Genomic DNA, 15,693 nt, shown 5'->3' on the forward strand with positions numbered 1-15,693 from the left:
CCGACTTACGCCGCCGGGCCTCGCCAGGAAGTGGGCGTCACGCCAGAGGTGATGACCGCCCTCGCGGAGCTGCGCGCCGCGCGCCGTTCCAAGGTCTTCCCCGTCGCCACCGCCGTGCTCGGCCTTTACCTGATCAATGCGCTCCTGGCGAGCACGGCGGGTGACGTGATGGCGGTCAAACTCGTCGGCCACCTGAACCTCGGGCTCGGATTGGCGCTGCTGCAGTGCGGCACCACGCTGGCGGCCTGCCGGTGGTACGCGCGCTACGCCGGCACCACCCTGGATCCGCTGGTCGAGAGGGCACGTGCGGGGCTCGGATTCCGAGGGGAGGAGCGGTGAACGCGGCCTCCGTACTCGCGCAGGAGAACCGCACGGGACTCGTCCTCACCGTCTTCGCGGTCTTCGTCGTCGGTGTCGTGCTCATGTCCCTGATGGACGCCTCCGAGACGGACACGCCCCGCCGCTTCTTCGTCAGCGGTCGCAAGCTGTCCTCCTCGCGCAACGGCATAGCCCTGTTCGGCGACTTCATCTCCGCCGCGACGTTGCTGGGCACCCCGGGGCTGATCGCCCTGGCCGGGTTCGACGGCATCCCCTACCTGCTGGGCCCCATCGTCGCCTGGGCAGTGATCCTCCTGTTGATCGCCGAGCCGTTTCACAACACCGGCCGCTACACGGTCGGTGACGTCCTCGCGCACCATCTGCGCCCTGGCCCCGTGCACTTGGCCCTGGGGCTCGCCACCCTGGTGATCTCCCTTTTCTATCTGACGGCCCAGCTGGTGGGGGCCGGGTCCCTCGCCGCCCCGTTGCTCGGCATCTCCGGAGTGGCCGCCCAGAACCTCCTGATGTTGTTCCTCGGCGTCCTGATGATCATCTATGTGGCCCTCAGCGGTATGCACGGTGCGACCCTGGTGCAGTGCTTCAAGGCGGCCTTTCTGCTGGTCGCCAGCGCGTTCCTGGCTTTGTTGGTGCTGGCGGAGTTCGGTTGGAATCCCAGTGATCTGCTCGGGGCCGCGGCCGAGCGCAGCGGCGTCGGCGAACGCTTCCTGGCGCCGGGAGCACGGTCCCAGGGAGGTGCCGCCGCCACGCTGGATGGACTGAGCCTGCAACTGGGCGCGGTGCTTGGCGCCGCAGGCCTACCGCACCTTCTGCTACGCCTGGGAGCGGTGCCGACCGCACGAGCCGCCCGGAAGTCCGTCCAGTGGACGGCCGTTTTGACCTGCGTCTTCTGTGTCACGGCCGGGGTCCTGGGGTTCGGCGCAGCGGCCCTGGTCGGCCCGCAAGAGGTCATGACGGGGAACTCCTCGGGGAACACAGCCACACTGCTGCTGAGCGACGCCCTCGGCGGGTCGCCGCTGCTCACCCTGATGGCCTGCGTGGCGTTCGCCACCATCCTGGCGGTCGTAGCGGGCGTCGCCCTCGCCGCGGCGACCTCGGTGGCGCACGACATCTACGGCGTGGTGATCAGGAAAGGGCGCGCCACCGAGTTCCAGGAAGTGCTGGTGGCCCGGGTATCGGTGGTGCTGATCGGCTCCGCGGCGACGGCCCTTGCCCTGTGGGCCTCGCGTATCAACGTCTCCTTCGCCGCCGGACTGGCCTTCGCGGTCGCCGCCTCAGCCGTCCTCCCCGCGCTGCTGTACGGCCTGTACTGGCGGGGCTTCACGACCACCGGAGCGGTGTGGAGCATCTACGGCGGCTTGATCTGCTCGGTGTCTCTGGCCGTGTTGTCTCCCGCCGTCTCCGGAACCCCCACGGCGTTGTTCCCCGACCTGGACTTCGCCGTTTTCCCGCTGCGGTATCCGAGCATCGTCTCCATCCCTCTCGCCTTCATGCTCGGATGGCTCGGCTCCGTGCTCAGCAGGGAGAAGCCCCAGCGGGCCGCCCGGTCCGCCTTCGAACACCGCATGTTCGTAGGCAGCGACGCCTCGTGAATCGCAGCGCGGCGCGAGGCGACATCACCGTGGCGAGGGGGGCGACGGCTTGGTCGGCGAGGCAGCGATGAGGAGGTCGCAAGCCGCGTCCTCGTCGCAGGTCATGTACGGGGCGCCGGCTTGGTCGCGAAACGGCGGATCAGGTCGGCACGCGAAGTGACGCCCAGGCGTTCGAAGATGCGTCGCAGGTGGTAGTCGACCGTGCGCGGGCTCAGGCACAAGCGGGCGGCGACCTCCTTGTTGGTCGCTCCCTTCGCCACGAGCAGGATGATCTGGTGTTGACGGGATGTCAGCATTCCTGTCGCGCTGCTCGGCCCGGCGGAGTCCGTGTCCTCGGTCGGCCCGTCGTCACCAGCGGCCCGCAGCTCGGCGCGCGTTCGGTCGAGCCACAGCCGTGCCCGGTGTCTCCGGAAGACTTCTGCCGCCTCCCGGAGATGGGCACGGGCGTCCGCGCGCCGGCGCTCGCGGTTGAGGTGTTCGCCGTAGAGCAGGGCTGTGCGGGCCCGTTCCAGCTCACGATCACCGGGTGGGTGCAGGTGCAGGGCGAGCCGGAAGTGCTCCTCTGCGTGGTCCGCTTCAAGGAGCGCACGGCAGCGCGCCGCAAGGGCCGCCGGCCACCCCCGGCCTATCGCCTCGGCCCACCGGATGAAACTCGCCGCGGCCCGCTCTGCCCGAGGACGGTGACCGGCACGGACGGCGGCCTCCACATAGGTGGGCGCGGCCTCGAGCGCGATACCCGGGTGTCCTTGCCTGGTCCTGGTCAGCCGATGCAGCCTGGCTGCGGCTTCGCTCCAGTTCCCCGAGGCGAGATCGAGGTGGGCCAGGCCCCACAGGCCGAGGGCGGGGGCGAGTCCGACGCCTGCCGCCGCATCGCCGACGACGCGGTCCGCGTACTGCTCGCAGGTCTCGGCATCCCCGGCGAGTCCGGCGGCGAGCATCAGCATCCCCATCAGGGTGCGGACGCAGTGGAGCTGGCCCGTCTCATGGGCCAGCCGCAGTGCCTCGGTAGCGGTGAGCGTCGCCGCCTCCGGCCCGTTCAGCCAGCATTCGGGGTAGGCGAGGTACTGCATGGCGTACGCCATGGTCGGTGTGTCCCGTTCCTCGCGTGCCCGGGCCACCGCGCGGGTGGCCAGCGAACGGGCGCGTAGGTCGTCGGCGACGAAGAGCGCTCCCTGGGATCCCCATACGAGGAGAACGGGATCGTCCATCGACGTGGCGGCCGCCAGGTGTTCGCGCAGCCGGGGCACCGCCTCCCGAAGCCGGTCCTGAAAGGAATCGGCGACCGCCAGGAGAATGCCGGCAGACCATCGGGTCTCCGGCTGGACTGGTTCACAAGAGGCGTCGAGTACGGCCGGCACGCGTTCGCCGGCCCGCACCAGCGAGGCCGTGTCTCCGGCATGCAGCCCTGTCTCCCCTGCGGCCACCAGCGCCTTGACCGCGAGGGCGGGGTCGGCGCCGGCGAGCGCGTCGGCGGCGTCCATCATGCGGTCGCAGGCATCAGGTGCCGCTGCGCAGTGCTGCGAGATCACTGCGTGCAGGTAGGCGATGTGTCCCCGTACGGACATCGCGTCCGCACCGACCAGGGTCTTTGCCCGCTCCAGCAGGCGTGCGGCGTGCCGCAGCCGCCCGGAGCGCCTGCCGACATCGGCCGCGGCGAGCAAGCGGGTTCCCCGGTGGGCATCCTCAACTGTCAGTTCGGCCGAGCGTGCCATCAGCGCCCCGGCGTGGGCGTACTCGCCCCGTCGGCGGGCCTGGGTGGCCTGGCGCTCCAACTCGTCGGCCAGGTGGGCGTCGGCGCCCGGCAGCAGTGCGGCCTCATGCCACCAACGGCGGTGGTCGTCGGTGTCGGCGAACACGCGAGCCAGCAGCGTGTGCGCCCAGTGCCGATCGGTCAGGTCCACACCACGGTAGATGGCGTCGGGAAGGTCGGCGCGACGGAAGGAGACGGTGGCCTGGTCCACGGTGACCAGCTCCCCGGCCACGGCGGGTTTCAGGGCCGCCGGGGTGATGCCCACCTGGAGCGCCACGCGGAACAGGGACGGGAGATCCAGGCGCGGTTCGGCGGCGAGCAGCACCAGCAGCCGCCGGCAGTCCTCGGGAAGGCGACGGAACGGACCGAGTCTGAGATGCGCGAGGCACGGTCCCAACGGCAGTGGGTCGGGCAGCCGGAAGAGCTGGCTGAGCTGAGCGGGGTCCAGTGTCCGCAGCAGCTCGAGCAGGACGAGGGGGTTGCCACCGGCCGTGTGGACGAGCACCTCGCGCACGGCGGGCGCCACCGGAGAGGGCTGGTATCGCGCGATCAGCCGCAGGCAGTCGCGGTCGTTCATGCCCAGGAGGTGGAGCACCGGCACACCTGGCATCAGTGCGGCCGCGTCGCCGTCCGTCGCGGCGAGGATCACCACGCGTTCGGTGCTGATCCTGCGGGCCACGAAGCCGAGGGCGTACCGGGACTCCGCGTCGACCCACTGCAGGTCGTCGACACGGACCAGCACCGGACGCCTGCCGCTTGCGGTCGCCAGGAGCTCCAGCAGGGCGACCGGGACGAGTGACCGCTCCGCCGGGGGTGGGACCAGACCGCGAAGCAGTCGCTCAGCGACCTGCCGGCAGGGCGGCGGCACCCCGCGGAGGTCGCCGGCCAGCGGCCGGACGAGTCGTTGAACCGCTCCGTAGCCGAGGGTCTGTTCCGCCTGCACACCGTCGGCGCAGAGCGTCCAGATGTCGTGCTCCAGGTGCGTCGCGTAGCGGAGCAACGCGGTTTTGCCGATCCCCGGATTCCCCGTCAGCAGCAGTGCCCCGCCGTCCCCCCTGCGGCAGGCCTCGAGCCTCGCCACAAGCTCTCGGCGCTCGTTCCGCCTGCCGACGATGGGGTTCTCGGCGCCGTACGTCATGAACGTACGCCTCCCGGCTCGCTGTCTCTGGTCGAGAATAATGATTATTCTCTCCCTGAAACACAACCGGCCGAGGGGCGATTGTCCGAATCACGCCCCCAGACCCGCGAACGCCGGACCGACCGGTCCCCGTACGCCTGCGGCCCATGTGTCCGGGGGCCGGCCCGGTTACGCTGGGGCGGTGGCAGAGCCTGATTCCCTCGCAAGGCCGTCGAGCACCGTGATTCGCGAACGACTGATCGAGGCAGCAGTCCAGGAATTCGGTGAGCAGGGCTACGATCGCGCGCGCGTGCAGGACATAGCCCGTCGTGCCGGGCTCTCCACCGGCGCCATCTATGGCAACTTCCGGAACAAGGCGGAGTTGCTCGCCGAGGCGGTCGACTACGGTCTTGCCGCCGCCGGGCGCAAACTCGGCCGGGCACTCAACCAAGGGGCAGCCCCCGCCGACGTGCTCCAGCTGATCATCACGTATCACTCCGACCCTCACCAGCGTTCCTGGGCACCGCTGGTGAGCGAGGCGCTCGCCGCGGCCAGGCGGGACGGGGAGGTCGCCCGCAAGGTCCACGCCGCCCTGTACCGAGCCGAGAAGTCCTTGACGGAGCTGGCCGAACTCGCCCAGCAGGACGGCTCGCTCACCGCCGACATCGATCCCGCGCTCTGTGCCCGCCTCGTGCTGTCGGTGTCTCTCGGGATGGACGTCCTCACCTCACTCGACGTCAAGGGCCCGGACCACGACGCCTGGACCGCCTCCATACATCGCCTGTTCGCCGGACTGGCGACCGGCCCCACCGGCTGATCACCTCCTCTGATCACCTCTCGGGGGAAGGCGCCCCGCCCCGGCACAACTCATGTACGACGGCGGGCCTGTAGCCCACGGCTGTCGGCCGCACCAGGGCAGAGGTCGGACGTCACCGGCGGGCCGCCGGGTGAATCGGCGAAGTCGCCGGTGTCGCACTGGTGAGACCGGCCGAGAGCTCCCCGAACATGCTGGTCAGTGACACGGCAGGAGAATTCCCGATTTCCGGTGCTCTTCCGGCCTGTTGACAGGGGAAAGGCCGCCCATCACTCTTCGGTTCAAGTCGCAGAGGGTGATACCGGAAACCGTTCCTACCGCCCCATCGTCTGCGGACCGGAACGCGGAAAGCAGCGGGTGCAGGCTCTGCAACAGCTCCACCTTGGTCCTGCTGCCATCGCAATGACCTCCCATCGCACAGCGGATCGATTTGCAGATCCTTTTCCTGGCAAGCCGCGGCTTCGGTCCTCGGACGCGCGCCGCCGAAATTCGCCGACTGGCCCCTCACAAGGAGGACATCGTGTCTCAGTCAAGGCCGGCCCTTACAGCCGTCACCACCGCTTTAACAGCCGGCGCAGTGCTGGCCGTTACCGCGCTCCCCACGACCACCGCAGCCGCCCGGCAAGCCGCACCGGCCCAGCAGCAAGCCACCGGCGTACAGACGACGACCGTACGGTACGGGCCGTTCACCATCCCGGCTACGGACGGACACGACCACGGAGAGACCGGGAACCGGCTCATGCTGAACGTCCCAAAGCCGTGCGACGACTGCTTCATCACGGGTTTCAAGCCCAATCTCGTCTACGCGGACGGATCAAACGCCAACGTGAACACCGGACCGATGCTGCACCACGCGGTGTTCGGCAACCACTGGAAACGCGACGTCGTATGCAACGGTCCACAGCGGATATTCGCCACCGGCAACGAGCGGGTGGAAAGCGTCCTGCCGTCTGGCTACGGCGTCAAGGTCGGGAAGGGTGAACGGTGGAACATGCTGTACGACCTCATGAACCACGCGCCGCAGAGCAAGGAGGTCTACATTTCCGTCACCTTCACCCATGAGTCCGCGACGGGTTCCGGACTCAAGCCGGTCACACCGATCTGGATGGATGCAGGCGGCTGCCTCGGCAGCGTGTACGACGCCCCCGAGGGCGTCAGTGAGAAAACCCGGCAGTGGCGGTCCACCATTTCCGGAAAGCTGGTGCACATGCGTGGGCACCTCCACCACGGAGGCCACTCCGTGTGGACCCAGAACCTGACGACCGGCAAACTCCTGTGCAAGATCGTGGCCGAGGAGGGCGGCAGTCCCGAGTTCATCGATCCCCACGGGCACACCGAGATCTCCGACATGCCACCGTGCAGCGGGAACGCGCTCGGCAGGATCGAACGGGGTGACCTCTTGAAGATCACCAGCAGGTACGAGATCGAAGGGCACGTGCACGACGACGTCATGGGGATCATGGTCGGCTGGGTGGCCAAGGACTGAACAGGCCGCGCGGCGCGGTGGGATGGGCCTTGATGCCCGCCCCACCGCGCCGCCACCACAAGAGGTGATCTCATGAGCCTCGGTCGATCACGCGGCTCGGTTCCCCGGCGGCTGCTCTGGCCCGCCGACGTCCTGGTCTTCCTGGTCTGGGCGGCCAGTGTGTGGGTCGCCACGCGGGTGGAGGCCGGCCCCGGCCTGCGGACGGCGGCGCTCTTCGTGCACCTGGGGGCACTCGTCCTGGGAATGGGCTCGGTGCTGACCATCGACTACTACGGCCTGTTGTGGCTGTGCGGCAAGCGGACCCTGAGCCAGGTACTGGACTTCGCCGCACCGTTGCATCTGCTCGTCTGGACGGGTCTGGCCGGCATGGTGCTGAGCGGCGTCGTCCTCGGCCCCGATCCAGCCGCCGCGCTCATTCGGGTCAAACTGGCACTGGTCCTGCTGATCGCGATCAACGGGGTGCATGCGCAGGCGCTGCACCGGACTCTGCAGGAGCAGGGAGACGAGGGGGCGACGCGGCGACTGCTGGTGCGCCTCGGGATCTCAGCCGTCCTCTCGCAGTTGGGGTGGTGGGGAGCGGTGGGGATCGGATTCCTCAACAGCCAGTCGTGAGGACGCGGGGGTTGATCGGCGCTTCTGACCACTGGCGAAACCGTCCCGTCGGCGATCAGCAACTACGAGCCATCGTCGACGGGGCGAACTGCGCATGATGCGGTTCTTGTTCAGCTGCTCTCGCCGACTGCCTCGACCACCTCGTTGACCAGCTCGTGGCGAGTGTGCAGCGGACGCGGTAGCCCTGCATCGCGGCCCCGGTGCCCAAGGCGATCAGCACGTGGGACTTGCCGGTGCCTGGATCCCCGAGCAGCGGGTCCGGGACCGCACGGCGAGAGCCGACTGTTACCTGCCGCTCGGCGCGGTCTTCGTCACCGCCACCACCACCGTGCCGGCCACGGTGGAGCACACGAGGCGAGCCTCGCGCCTGGAGTCGTCGACACCTTCCAGGTCTATGGCCTCCCGGCTTCTTCGGTCTCGAGGACCGCGCGAACGATGTCGCGGTGGAAGCCGCGGATGTGCGCCTCCACGAGGTTGCCTGCTCGCTCGGCATCGCGTTCGACTATGGCGTCGTGGATGGCGTGGTGCTCCGCCCGCAGGCGGGCGGCGACCGCTTCCCAGTCGGAGATCTTGTGGAACGCGGTGAGGAGGGTGTGCCGGACGGCATTGCGGACGGCGATGGTCATGTCGGCCATCAGCCGGTTGCCTCCGGCCTCGGCGATGGCGACGTGGAAATCGGTGTCGCAGTCGTTGAACTCCTCGCGGGGCAGTCCTGCCTCGTCCATGCGGGCGAGCGGAGCGTGTATCCGTGCGAGATCGTCTTCGGTGGCGCGTTCGGCCGCGAGGCGGGCGCTCGACCGCTCCAGCGTGGCTCGGGCCTCGACGACGTCCGCGAGCGGGAAGTTGGCCAGCGCCATGTGCAGCCGAAGCAACTGGGTGAGTCCCTCGCTGGGCATGGCGGCGATCACGCTGCCCGATGCCGGTCCGGTGCCCACGCGGGCCCTGAGGACTCCCTGGGCTTCCAGCACGCGCAGGGCTTCCCGGACGGCGGCCCGGCTCACGCCGAGGAGTTCGACCAGCTCGCGCTCGGGCGGCAGCCGGTCTCCCACGCCCAGGTTGCCGGCGAGGATCTGCTCCTCGATCCGGGCGAGTACCAGCTCGAAGGTCCGGGAGCGGGGCACCGGCTCCCAGGCCGCGGTCGTCTCAGCCATGGAAGGCCCTCTCACCCTGTGTCGGTCGCATTACTGCGTGGGGTGATTCCCCGTGCTTTGCCTTTCCGATCATAGCTTGAGGAGTCCGACGTTTGGTCGGACCAAGCCAATTTCTGTCGGCGTACCCCTGGACAGACGTCCAGTGGGGTGCCTAACGTTTGAGATATCCAAAGCATGGTCTGACCAAACTCCGAATGTGAGGGTCGCATGTATCTCCCCGATCTCTCTCCCCTCGCCGACAGCCTCGCGCTCTCCTCGCTCGTCGCCGCTCTACCCCTGCTCACTCTCTTCGTCCTTCTCGGTGGGCTGCGACTGAAGGCCCACTGGGCCGGCCTCGCATCCCTTGCCGTGGCGATCGTCGTCGCTGTGGCGGTCTACGCGATGCCCGCTGACCTGGCCCTGCTGTCCGCGAGCCAAGGCGCGGCATTCGGCCTCTTCCCGATCATGTGGATCGTTGTCACGGCCATCTGGCTCTACCAGCTGACGGTCGTCAGCGGCCGATTCGAGGATCTCCGCCGGGCCTTCGGCCTGATCAGCGACGACCCGCGCGTCCAAGCGGTGATCATCGCCTTCTGTTTCGGCGGCCTGCTCGAGGCACTGGCCGGTTTCGGCGCCCCGGTGGCGATCACCGGCGTCATGCTCATGGCGCTGGGCTTCGCACCCGTGCGAGCCGCGATCACCGTGCTGGTCGCCAACACCGCACCCGTGGCCTTCGGCGCCATCGCGATCCCGATCATCACGGCCGGCAATCTCACCAAGATCCCGTACACCGAGATCGGCGCCTATGTGGGGCGCCAGACCCCGCTGCTCGCCCTCTTCGTGCCGCTTCTGCTGGTGGCGCTCGTCGACGGTCGCCGCGGCGTGCGGCAGACCTGGCCCGTCGCACTGGTCTGCGGTGTGGTGTTCGCGCTCGCTCAGTTCGTGAGCGCCAACTACATCTCGGTGGAGCTCACCGACATCATCGCCTCGCTGGCGGGCCTCGCCGCTGTGGTCCTCTTCCTCCGCGTGTGGCAGCCGCGGGGTGGTGAGCAGGCCAGGGCCGATTTGGGAGCCGAGAGAGAGTCGCAGGGACCGTCGAGTGAGGGCGGGTCGGGGCGGAGCAACGGATCGGACGCGGCAGCGGACAGCGGCAGGCCCTCGGGCGCATCCGGCCGTGCCGGCAGGCGTACGGCGACCCGGCCGGCCCCGCGCGCAGGAACGGAAAAGGGGGGCAACGGCGGCCGCGTGGTCATGGCGTTCCTGCCCTACCTCATCGTGATCGCGGTGTTCTCGGCGGCGAAACTGTGGACGCCCTTCAAGGAGTTCCTCGCGGCTACCGATCTCAAGATCAGCTGGCCGGGGCTCGACGGGCAGGTGCTCACGGCGGCGGGCAAGGTCTCGGCCACCACCGTGTACACCTTCCCGTGGCTGTCCTCCCCCGGCACGCTTCTCCTGCTGTCCGGGCTGGTGGTCGCCGCCGTCTACCGGCTGAGTCCGGCCGCAGCGGCCCGCGAGTTCGCGGCGACGGTGTACAAGCTGCGCTGGGCCCTGCTCACCGTCGCCTCCGTCCTCGCGCTCGCCTACGTGATGAACCTGTCGGGCCAGACCATCACCATCGGCACGTGGATCGCCGGGACGGGCGCCGCGTTCGCCTTCCTCTCGCCGATCCTGGGCTGGCTGGGCACCGCGGTCACGGGATCCGACACCTCGGCCAACGCCCTGTTCGCGACCCTTCAGCAGGCCGCCGCGACCAAGGCCGGCCTGGACCCGACACTTCTCGTCGCGGCCAACACCTCCGGCGGCGTCGTCGGCAAGATGATCAGCCCGCAGAACCTCACGATCGCCGCCACCGCGGTCGGCCTCGTCGGGCGGGAGTCGGTGCTGTTCCGAGGGGCGATCAAGTGGAGCCTGCTGCTTCTGCTGGTCATGTGCGTGCTGGTCTACCTTCAGTCCAACGTCCTTGCCTGGATGCTCCCGTGACCGCCGCCGCCCCGCTCTCGCGCACGGGAGGAACCATGCGGATCGCTCTGTTCATCACCTGCTTCAATGACACCCTGTTCCCGGCGACCGGCCGGGCGACGGTGCGGCTGCTGGAGCGGCTCGGCTGCGAGGTGGAATTCCCACAACAGCAGAGCTGTTGCGGCCAGATGCACTTCAACACCGGATACCAGCGTGAGTGCGTACCGCTCGTGCGCCGCTTCACCGAGGTCTTCGCCGGTTACGACGCGGTGGTGACGCCATCGGGATCGTGTGCCGCGATGGTGCGCGAGTACCACGGCCGGGTGGCCCGACTGTCCGGCGACGCGGGGCTGTCAGCGGCCGTTCAGTCAGCACCGAGAGTGTACGAACTCTCCGAGTTCCTCGTCGACGTACTCGGCGTCACCGACGTCGGGGCCTACTTCCCGCACCGGGTCACCTACCACCCGACATGCCATTCGCTGCGCATGCTCGGCGTGGGGGAGAGGCCGCTGGCCCTGCTGCGGGCCGTGCGCGGCATCGACCTGGTGGAACTGACCGCGGCCGACCAGTGCTGCGGCTTCGGCGGCACCTTCGCCCTGAAGAACGCCGACACCTCGGTGGCGATGTGCGCGGACAAGGTCGCACACGTGCTCCACACCGGTGCCGAGGTGCTGTGCGCGGGTGACAACTCCTGCCTGATGCACATCGGCGGGGTGCTGTCCCGGCTGCGCGCCGGCGTCCGGACCCTGCACCTGGCCGAGATCCTCGCCGCGACCGAGGAAGACCCGGCGACGGACGCGCCGTCGTCGTCCTCGTCCCGGCACACCACGACCCCCGCGGAAGGGGTGAAGTCCCTGTGAATGACACCACGTTCCTCGGCATGCCGACGTTCCCGAACGCGGCGAAGAGCGCTCTGGCCGACGCCCAGCTGCGCCGAAACCTCGCGCACGCCACCGGCACCATCCGAGGGAAGCGGGCTGCCGCCGTGGGGGAGCTGGACGAGTGGGAGGAGTTGCGCGAAGCAGGGCGCGCCATCAAGGAACGCACCCTGCGCCACCTGGACCGCTATCTGATGCAGGTCGAAGAGCAGGTCACCGCGGCGGGCGGGCAGGTGCACTGGGCCCGCGACGCCCAGGAGGCGGGCCGTATCGTCGTCGACCTCGTCCGGGCAACCGGCGAGCGGGAGGTGCTCAAGGTCAAGTCGATGGTCACCCAGGAGATCGGCCTGAACGAGGCCCTGGCCGACGCCGGGATCTCCGCGTACGAAACCGACCTGGCCGAGCTGATCGTCCAGCTCGGCCAGGACCACCCCTCTCACATCCTGGTGCCCGCCATCCACCGCAACCGGGCCGAGATCAGGGACATCTTCCTGCGCGCGATGGCCGACTACGGCACGGCGGCGCCCGCCGGTCTGAGCGACGATCCGCACGAACTGGCGGAAGCGGCCCGGCGGCACCTGCGGGAGAAGTTCCTGCGGGCGAAAGTCGCCGTCTCAGGAGCGAACTTCCTGGTCGCCGACACCGGCACCGCGGTGGTGGTGGAGTCCGAGGGCAACGGACGAATGTGCCTCACGATTCCGGAGACTCTCATCTCCGTGGTGGGCATCGAGAAGGTGGTACCCACCTGGCGGGACCTGGAGGTGTTCCTGCAGCTCCTGCCGCGGTCGTCCACGGGCGAGCGGATGAACCCGTACACCTCGACATGGACCGGCACCGCCGGCGACGACGGACCGAGCACCTTTCACCTGGTGCTCCTGGACGCCGGACGAACCGACACCCTCGCTGATCCGATCGGCCGTCAGGCGCTGAACTGCATCCGCTGCTCGGCGTGCCTGAATGTCTGCCCGGTCTACGAGCGAGCGGGCGGCCATGCCTACGGATCGGTCTACCCCGGGCCGATCGGCGCCATCCTCACCCCCCAGTTGCGTGGCACTGCATCGGCGGTGGACCGCTCCCTGCCGTACGCCTCGACGCTGTGCGGAGCCTGCTACGAGGTCTGCCCCGTCAAGATCAATATCCCGGAAGTGCTCGTGCATTTGCGCGCCAGGGTGGTGGACGAGAGCCGCCGACGACGGGTGCCGAAACCGGAGAGGCTGGCCATGGCTGCCGCGCGCTGGATGCTGTCCGACCCGTCGCGGCTGGCGGCGGCACAGCGCGCGGGCTCCGCCGCCGGTCGGCTGGCGGGCCGGCGGGGACGCATCAGCCGCCTGCCCGGTCCGTTGTCCGCCTGGACCGAAGCCCGCGACGCCCCTGTCCCGCCGGCGGAGACCTTCCGGGCCTGGTGGAGGAGGAACCGATGAACGCACGCGACGACGTACTGGCCCGCGTCCGCCATGCCCTTGCGGACGTGCCGGACGGTGAACGCCCCGAGGACGTGCCGGTGGACCGGCGCTACTCGGCGGGCGGCACGCCGCCCGCCGGGTCCGCGGACGTGGTGCGGCTTCTGGTGGAACGACTGGCCGACTACGGAGCGTCGGTCCGCCTGGTGACGGCCGGTCAGGTTGCCGCCGCTGTCGCGCGAGCCGTCTCCGCGCGCGATGCCCGGTCTGTGGTGGTGCCTCGGGGGTTTCCTCCGCAGTGGCAGGCCGGGCTGGCTGCTGAGCGGGTGCTGAGCGACGAACCGCGGCTGCCCGTGGAGGAGCTCGACCGTGTCGGCGGCGCGGTCACCACCGTCGCCACCGCCATCGCCGACACCGGCACGCTCGTCCTCGACGGCGGTCCGGGGCAGGGGCGGCGGGTCCTGACGCTGGTGCCCGACTTCCACCTGTGTGTGGTGCGCGCCGACCAGATCGTGGCATCCGTGCCGGAGGCCCTGGCCCGGCTGGATCCTCTCCGGCCGCTGACCTTCGTCTCCGGCCCCTCGGCGACCAGTGACATCGAACTCGACCGGGTCGAAGGAGTGCACGGACCGCGCACGCTGGAGGCGCTCGTCATCTGCGATCCCCTTGTTCCCCCCGATCGATCCATGGAGTCGTGATGCCCGCCCTTCACCGCCGGACAGGCTGTCTCCGGACAGCGGCGCCGGCCTGTCCGGTTCAGCGACCGGAGAGGTCCTACGCCACCGTCGCGTTCTGCATGCTGCCTGCCGAGGAGTGGGCGGTCCCGCGTGCCAGAAGCTTCACGCAGGGGCACATGGCGGCCTGGCGCATCGGTGACGAGGTGGCGGACGCGGCGCGGCTCGTCGTCTCCGAGCTCGTCACCAACACCGTGCGGCACAGCGGCTCCGCAGAGGTGAGACTGCGGCTGGCCCGTTCTCGTTCGCAGGTGCGGATAGAGGTCTTCGACAGCGGACGATGGCGGCCCCCCGCGCCTCCGCCCCAGGAGGGCGACATGGCGGAGGGCGGCCGGGGATTCGACCTGGTGGACGCAGTGGCCCAGCGTTGTGGAGTACACAGCACGCCGTCCGGGACCTGTGCCTGGGCACTTCTCCCGGATTCGTCCCCGTCCGGCGGATCCGGGACCTCCGCCTCGTCCCCTACAGCGCCCGCTCGTTGAACAGTTCGCCGGCCAGGAGACTCATTCCTCGTCATGTCAGCGGAGGCCGCCCCCGCCCACGAGCGGTTCCACACAACACAGGGGGGACGAAGCCCATGCCCACCGACTACGCCTGCCAGGCCGCCATCGCACTCGCCGCGCAGAGCCTTGACCCGGCCAGGGCCTTTGTGGAAACCAGCCATCCGAGCGGAAGGCGTACCCATGATGCCCCGGACCTCTCGGCGGGCACAGCGGGTCTGCTGGCGATCCTCGACGGGCTGTATGCGGAGCTGACGGGCCAGTTGAGCGGATGGCACGCCGGGGTCCGCGACGAGATTAGCGGCGCCTTCGGCAATCCGGTCGCCGCGATCGAGAGCATCCGGCCAGTTGGACAGCCGAGGGAGTGGGAGAGGTGCACTCTCGTGCAGATCAAGGCGCAGGAGGTGCTCACCGCCCTGGCAAGCCGCCCACGCGGCGCACCGGTTCGGCCGGGCCACCTGTCCTGGCGCCTTGACCTGGTGGAGGACGCGTTCGCCGGGGCGCTGCGCAGGATCGCCGTCCCGGAGGGGATATCGGTGCGCTGCGCCTCGGGCCTGGCGGCCGCCGCCGGTTCGCTGTTCGGCCTGCACCCGTCCCGACCGCCACAGGCCACCCAGCCCCCGCCCGCCCAGGAGCCACCCCAACCCCCTCAAACGGCCGCCTCCCTCCCGGCACGGCCCCCCGGCTGGTTGGGTGGCCTTCCCTGACGAGCTTGTGCCTGGTCGACAGTGGACCTGTGGGCCCGGCGCCCCGCCCTGCCCCGCCCTCGGCAGGGGGTCCAGGTCCTGCCGGACGAGTCTCACCGCACTGCTGAGGCGCCGTCCCTCGAGCCGACGCTGTGTTCCGGACCAACCAATATCTGTGCCCGCGAAATGAGAAATCGACGCAACACCTGATGAGGTTTTCTGACACAACAGGCGGAGCGAAATCATTCGCCGCGCACAGTCGATCGCGGCGTGCTACTGTCGACAACAGTTGCAGTTGTGGTTCCCAGAACTTCAAGCGCCCTCACCGGCTTCACACGCCAACGAGTGCGCTTTTGTATTTCCGGTCATTTCCCGGGCAGGGTAATCATCGCGGCGACGCGGACTCCGCACAGTGCGGAATCCGATGCACTGCCCCGAAGGAGATTCAAAAATGGCTACTGGCACCGTGAAGTGGTTCAACGCGGAAAAGGGTTTCGGCTTCATCGAGCAGGACGGTGGCGGCGCTGACGTGTTCGCCCACTACTCGAACATCGCCGCCCAGGGCTTCCGTGAGCTGCTCGAAGGCCAGAAGGTAAGCTTCGACATCGCGCAGGGCCAGAAGGGCCCGACGGCGGAGAACATCGTTCCCGCCTGACGCTTACGCGCACAGTTCGTAGCTGGGGCCCGCACCTTGGGTGC

At 69.3% G+C, this 15,693-nt stretch carries 14 protein-coding genes and 1 pseudogene; 12 read left to right on the forward strand and 3 right to left on the reverse strand.

Features of this window, described 5'->3' with window-relative positions; genetic code table 11:
- Positions 1 to 51 precede the first annotated feature (51 nt).
- Both J7E88_RS28400 and J7E88_RS28405 read left to right on the forward strand, forming a co-directional pair.
- Positions 52 to 339 (forward strand): DUF485 domain-containing protein, encoded by a 288-nt coding sequence (locus tag J7E88_RS28400; RefSeq protein WP_215186079.1) that lies wholly within the window; start codon positions 52 to 54, stop codon positions 337 to 339.
- On the forward strand, positions 336 to 1,928 hold the full coding sequence (locus J7E88_RS28405) for a cation acetate symporter (RefSeq protein WP_308307641.1): 1,593 nt from the start codon (positions 336 to 338) through the stop codon (positions 1,926 to 1,928). The genes J7E88_RS28400 and J7E88_RS28405 overlap by 4 nt, the downstream gene beginning before the upstream one ends.
- Before the next feature lie 101 nt (positions 1,929 to 2,029).
- On the opposite strand, the gene J7E88_RS28410 is transcribed toward J7E88_RS28405, so the two are convergent.
- Positions 2,030 to 4,816 (reverse strand): LuxR family transcriptional regulator, encoded by a 2,787-nt coding sequence (locus J7E88_RS28410; RefSeq protein WP_215186081.1) that lies wholly within the window; start codon positions 4,814 to 4,816, stop codon positions 2,030 to 2,032.
- A 181-nt stretch (positions 4,817 to 4,997) separates the two neighbouring features.
- Between J7E88_RS28410 and J7E88_RS28415 the strand changes: the two genes are divergently transcribed.
- From J7E88_RS28415 to J7E88_RS28425, 3 genes are all read left to right on the forward strand, one after another.
- Positions 4,998 to 5,612 carry a TetR/AcrR family transcriptional regulator gene (locus J7E88_RS28415; RefSeq protein ID WP_215186083.1) on the forward strand — a complete coding sequence of 205 codons (615 nt, stop codon included), beginning with the start codon at positions 4,998 to 5,000 and terminating at the stop codon, positions 5,610 to 5,612.
- 517 nt (positions 5,613 to 6,129) lie between these two features.
- Positions 6,130 to 7,095 carry a hypothetical protein gene (locus tag J7E88_RS28420; RefSeq protein WP_215186085.1) on the forward strand — a complete coding sequence of 322 codons (966 nt, stop codon included), beginning with the start codon at positions 6,130 to 6,132 and terminating at the stop codon, positions 7,093 to 7,095.
- Positions 7,096 to 7,167: 72 nt separating this feature from the next.
- Positions 7,168 to 7,707: a hypothetical protein gene (locus J7E88_RS28425; RefSeq protein ID WP_215186089.1), complete on the forward strand. Its 540-nt coding sequence runs from the start codon at positions 7,168 to 7,170 to the stop codon at positions 7,705 to 7,707.
- A gap of 119 nt (positions 7,708 to 7,826) precedes the next feature.
- Here J7E88_RS28425 and J7E88_RS28430 read toward each other — a convergent pair.
- Positions 7,827 to 7,963, reverse strand: a pseudogene (locus J7E88_RS28430) (ATP-binding protein); the annotation flags it as partial.
- Between the two features lie 136 nt (positions 7,964 to 8,099).
- Positions 8,100 to 8,858, reverse strand: coding sequence for a FadR/GntR family transcriptional regulator (locus tag J7E88_RS28435; protein WP_215186091.1), 759 nt, complete (start codon positions 8,856 to 8,858; stop codon positions 8,100 to 8,102).
- A gap of 207 nt (positions 8,859 to 9,065) precedes the next feature.
- On the opposite strand from J7E88_RS28435, the gene J7E88_RS28440 reads away from it, so the two are divergent.
- The 7 genes from J7E88_RS28440 (at position 9,066) to J7E88_RS28470 (ending at position 15,649) form a co-directional block, all read left to right on the forward strand.
- Positions 9,066 to 10,817 (forward strand): L-lactate permease, encoded by a 1,752-nt coding sequence (locus tag J7E88_RS28440; RefSeq protein WP_215186093.1) that lies wholly within the window; start codon positions 9,066 to 9,068, stop codon positions 10,815 to 10,817.
- Positions 10,818 to 10,852: 35 nt separating this feature from the next.
- Positions 10,853 to 11,656, forward strand: coding sequence for a (Fe-S)-binding protein (locus tag J7E88_RS28445; RefSeq protein ID WP_215186095.1), 804 nt, complete (start codon positions 10,853 to 10,855; stop codon positions 11,654 to 11,656).
- A 20-nt stretch (positions 11,657 to 11,676) separates the two neighbouring features.
- Complete coding sequence (locus J7E88_RS28450) at positions 11,677 to 13,095, forward strand: LutB/LldF family L-lactate oxidation iron-sulfur protein (RefSeq protein ID WP_215186179.1); 1,419 nt, start codon at positions 11,677 to 11,679, stop codon at positions 13,093 to 13,095.
- The gene (locus tag J7E88_RS28455) at positions 13,092 to 13,772 is read left to right on the forward strand and encodes an LUD domain-containing protein (protein WP_215186096.1); all 681 of its coding nucleotides are present in this window, start codon (positions 13,092 to 13,094) and stop codon (positions 13,770 to 13,772) included. The genes J7E88_RS28450 and J7E88_RS28455 overlap by 4 nt, the downstream gene beginning before the upstream one ends.
- A gap of 98 nt (positions 13,773 to 13,870) precedes the next feature.
- A complete protein-coding gene (locus J7E88_RS28460) occupies positions 13,871 to 14,290 on the forward strand; it encodes an ATP-binding protein (protein WP_215186098.1) in 420 nt (139 codons plus the stop codon).
- Positions 14,291 to 14,385: 95 nt separating this feature from the next.
- Positions 14,386 to 15,015, forward strand: a complete 630-nt coding sequence (locus J7E88_RS28465) for a hypothetical protein (protein ID WP_215186100.1) — start codon at positions 14,386 to 14,388, stop codon at positions 15,013 to 15,015.
- A gap of 430 nt (positions 15,016 to 15,445) precedes the next feature.
- Positions 15,446 to 15,649 carry a cold-shock protein gene (locus tag J7E88_RS28470; RefSeq protein WP_004986771.1) on the forward strand — a complete coding sequence of 68 codons (204 nt, stop codon included), beginning with the start codon at positions 15,446 to 15,448 and terminating at the stop codon, positions 15,647 to 15,649.
- The last annotated feature ends 44 nt before the right edge of the window (positions 15,650 to 15,693 follow it).

The sequence above is a fragment of the Streptomyces sp. ISL-10 genome (assembly GCF_018614575.1).
GTDB lineage: Bacteria > Actinomycetota > Actinomycetes > Streptomycetales > Streptomycetaceae > Streptomyces.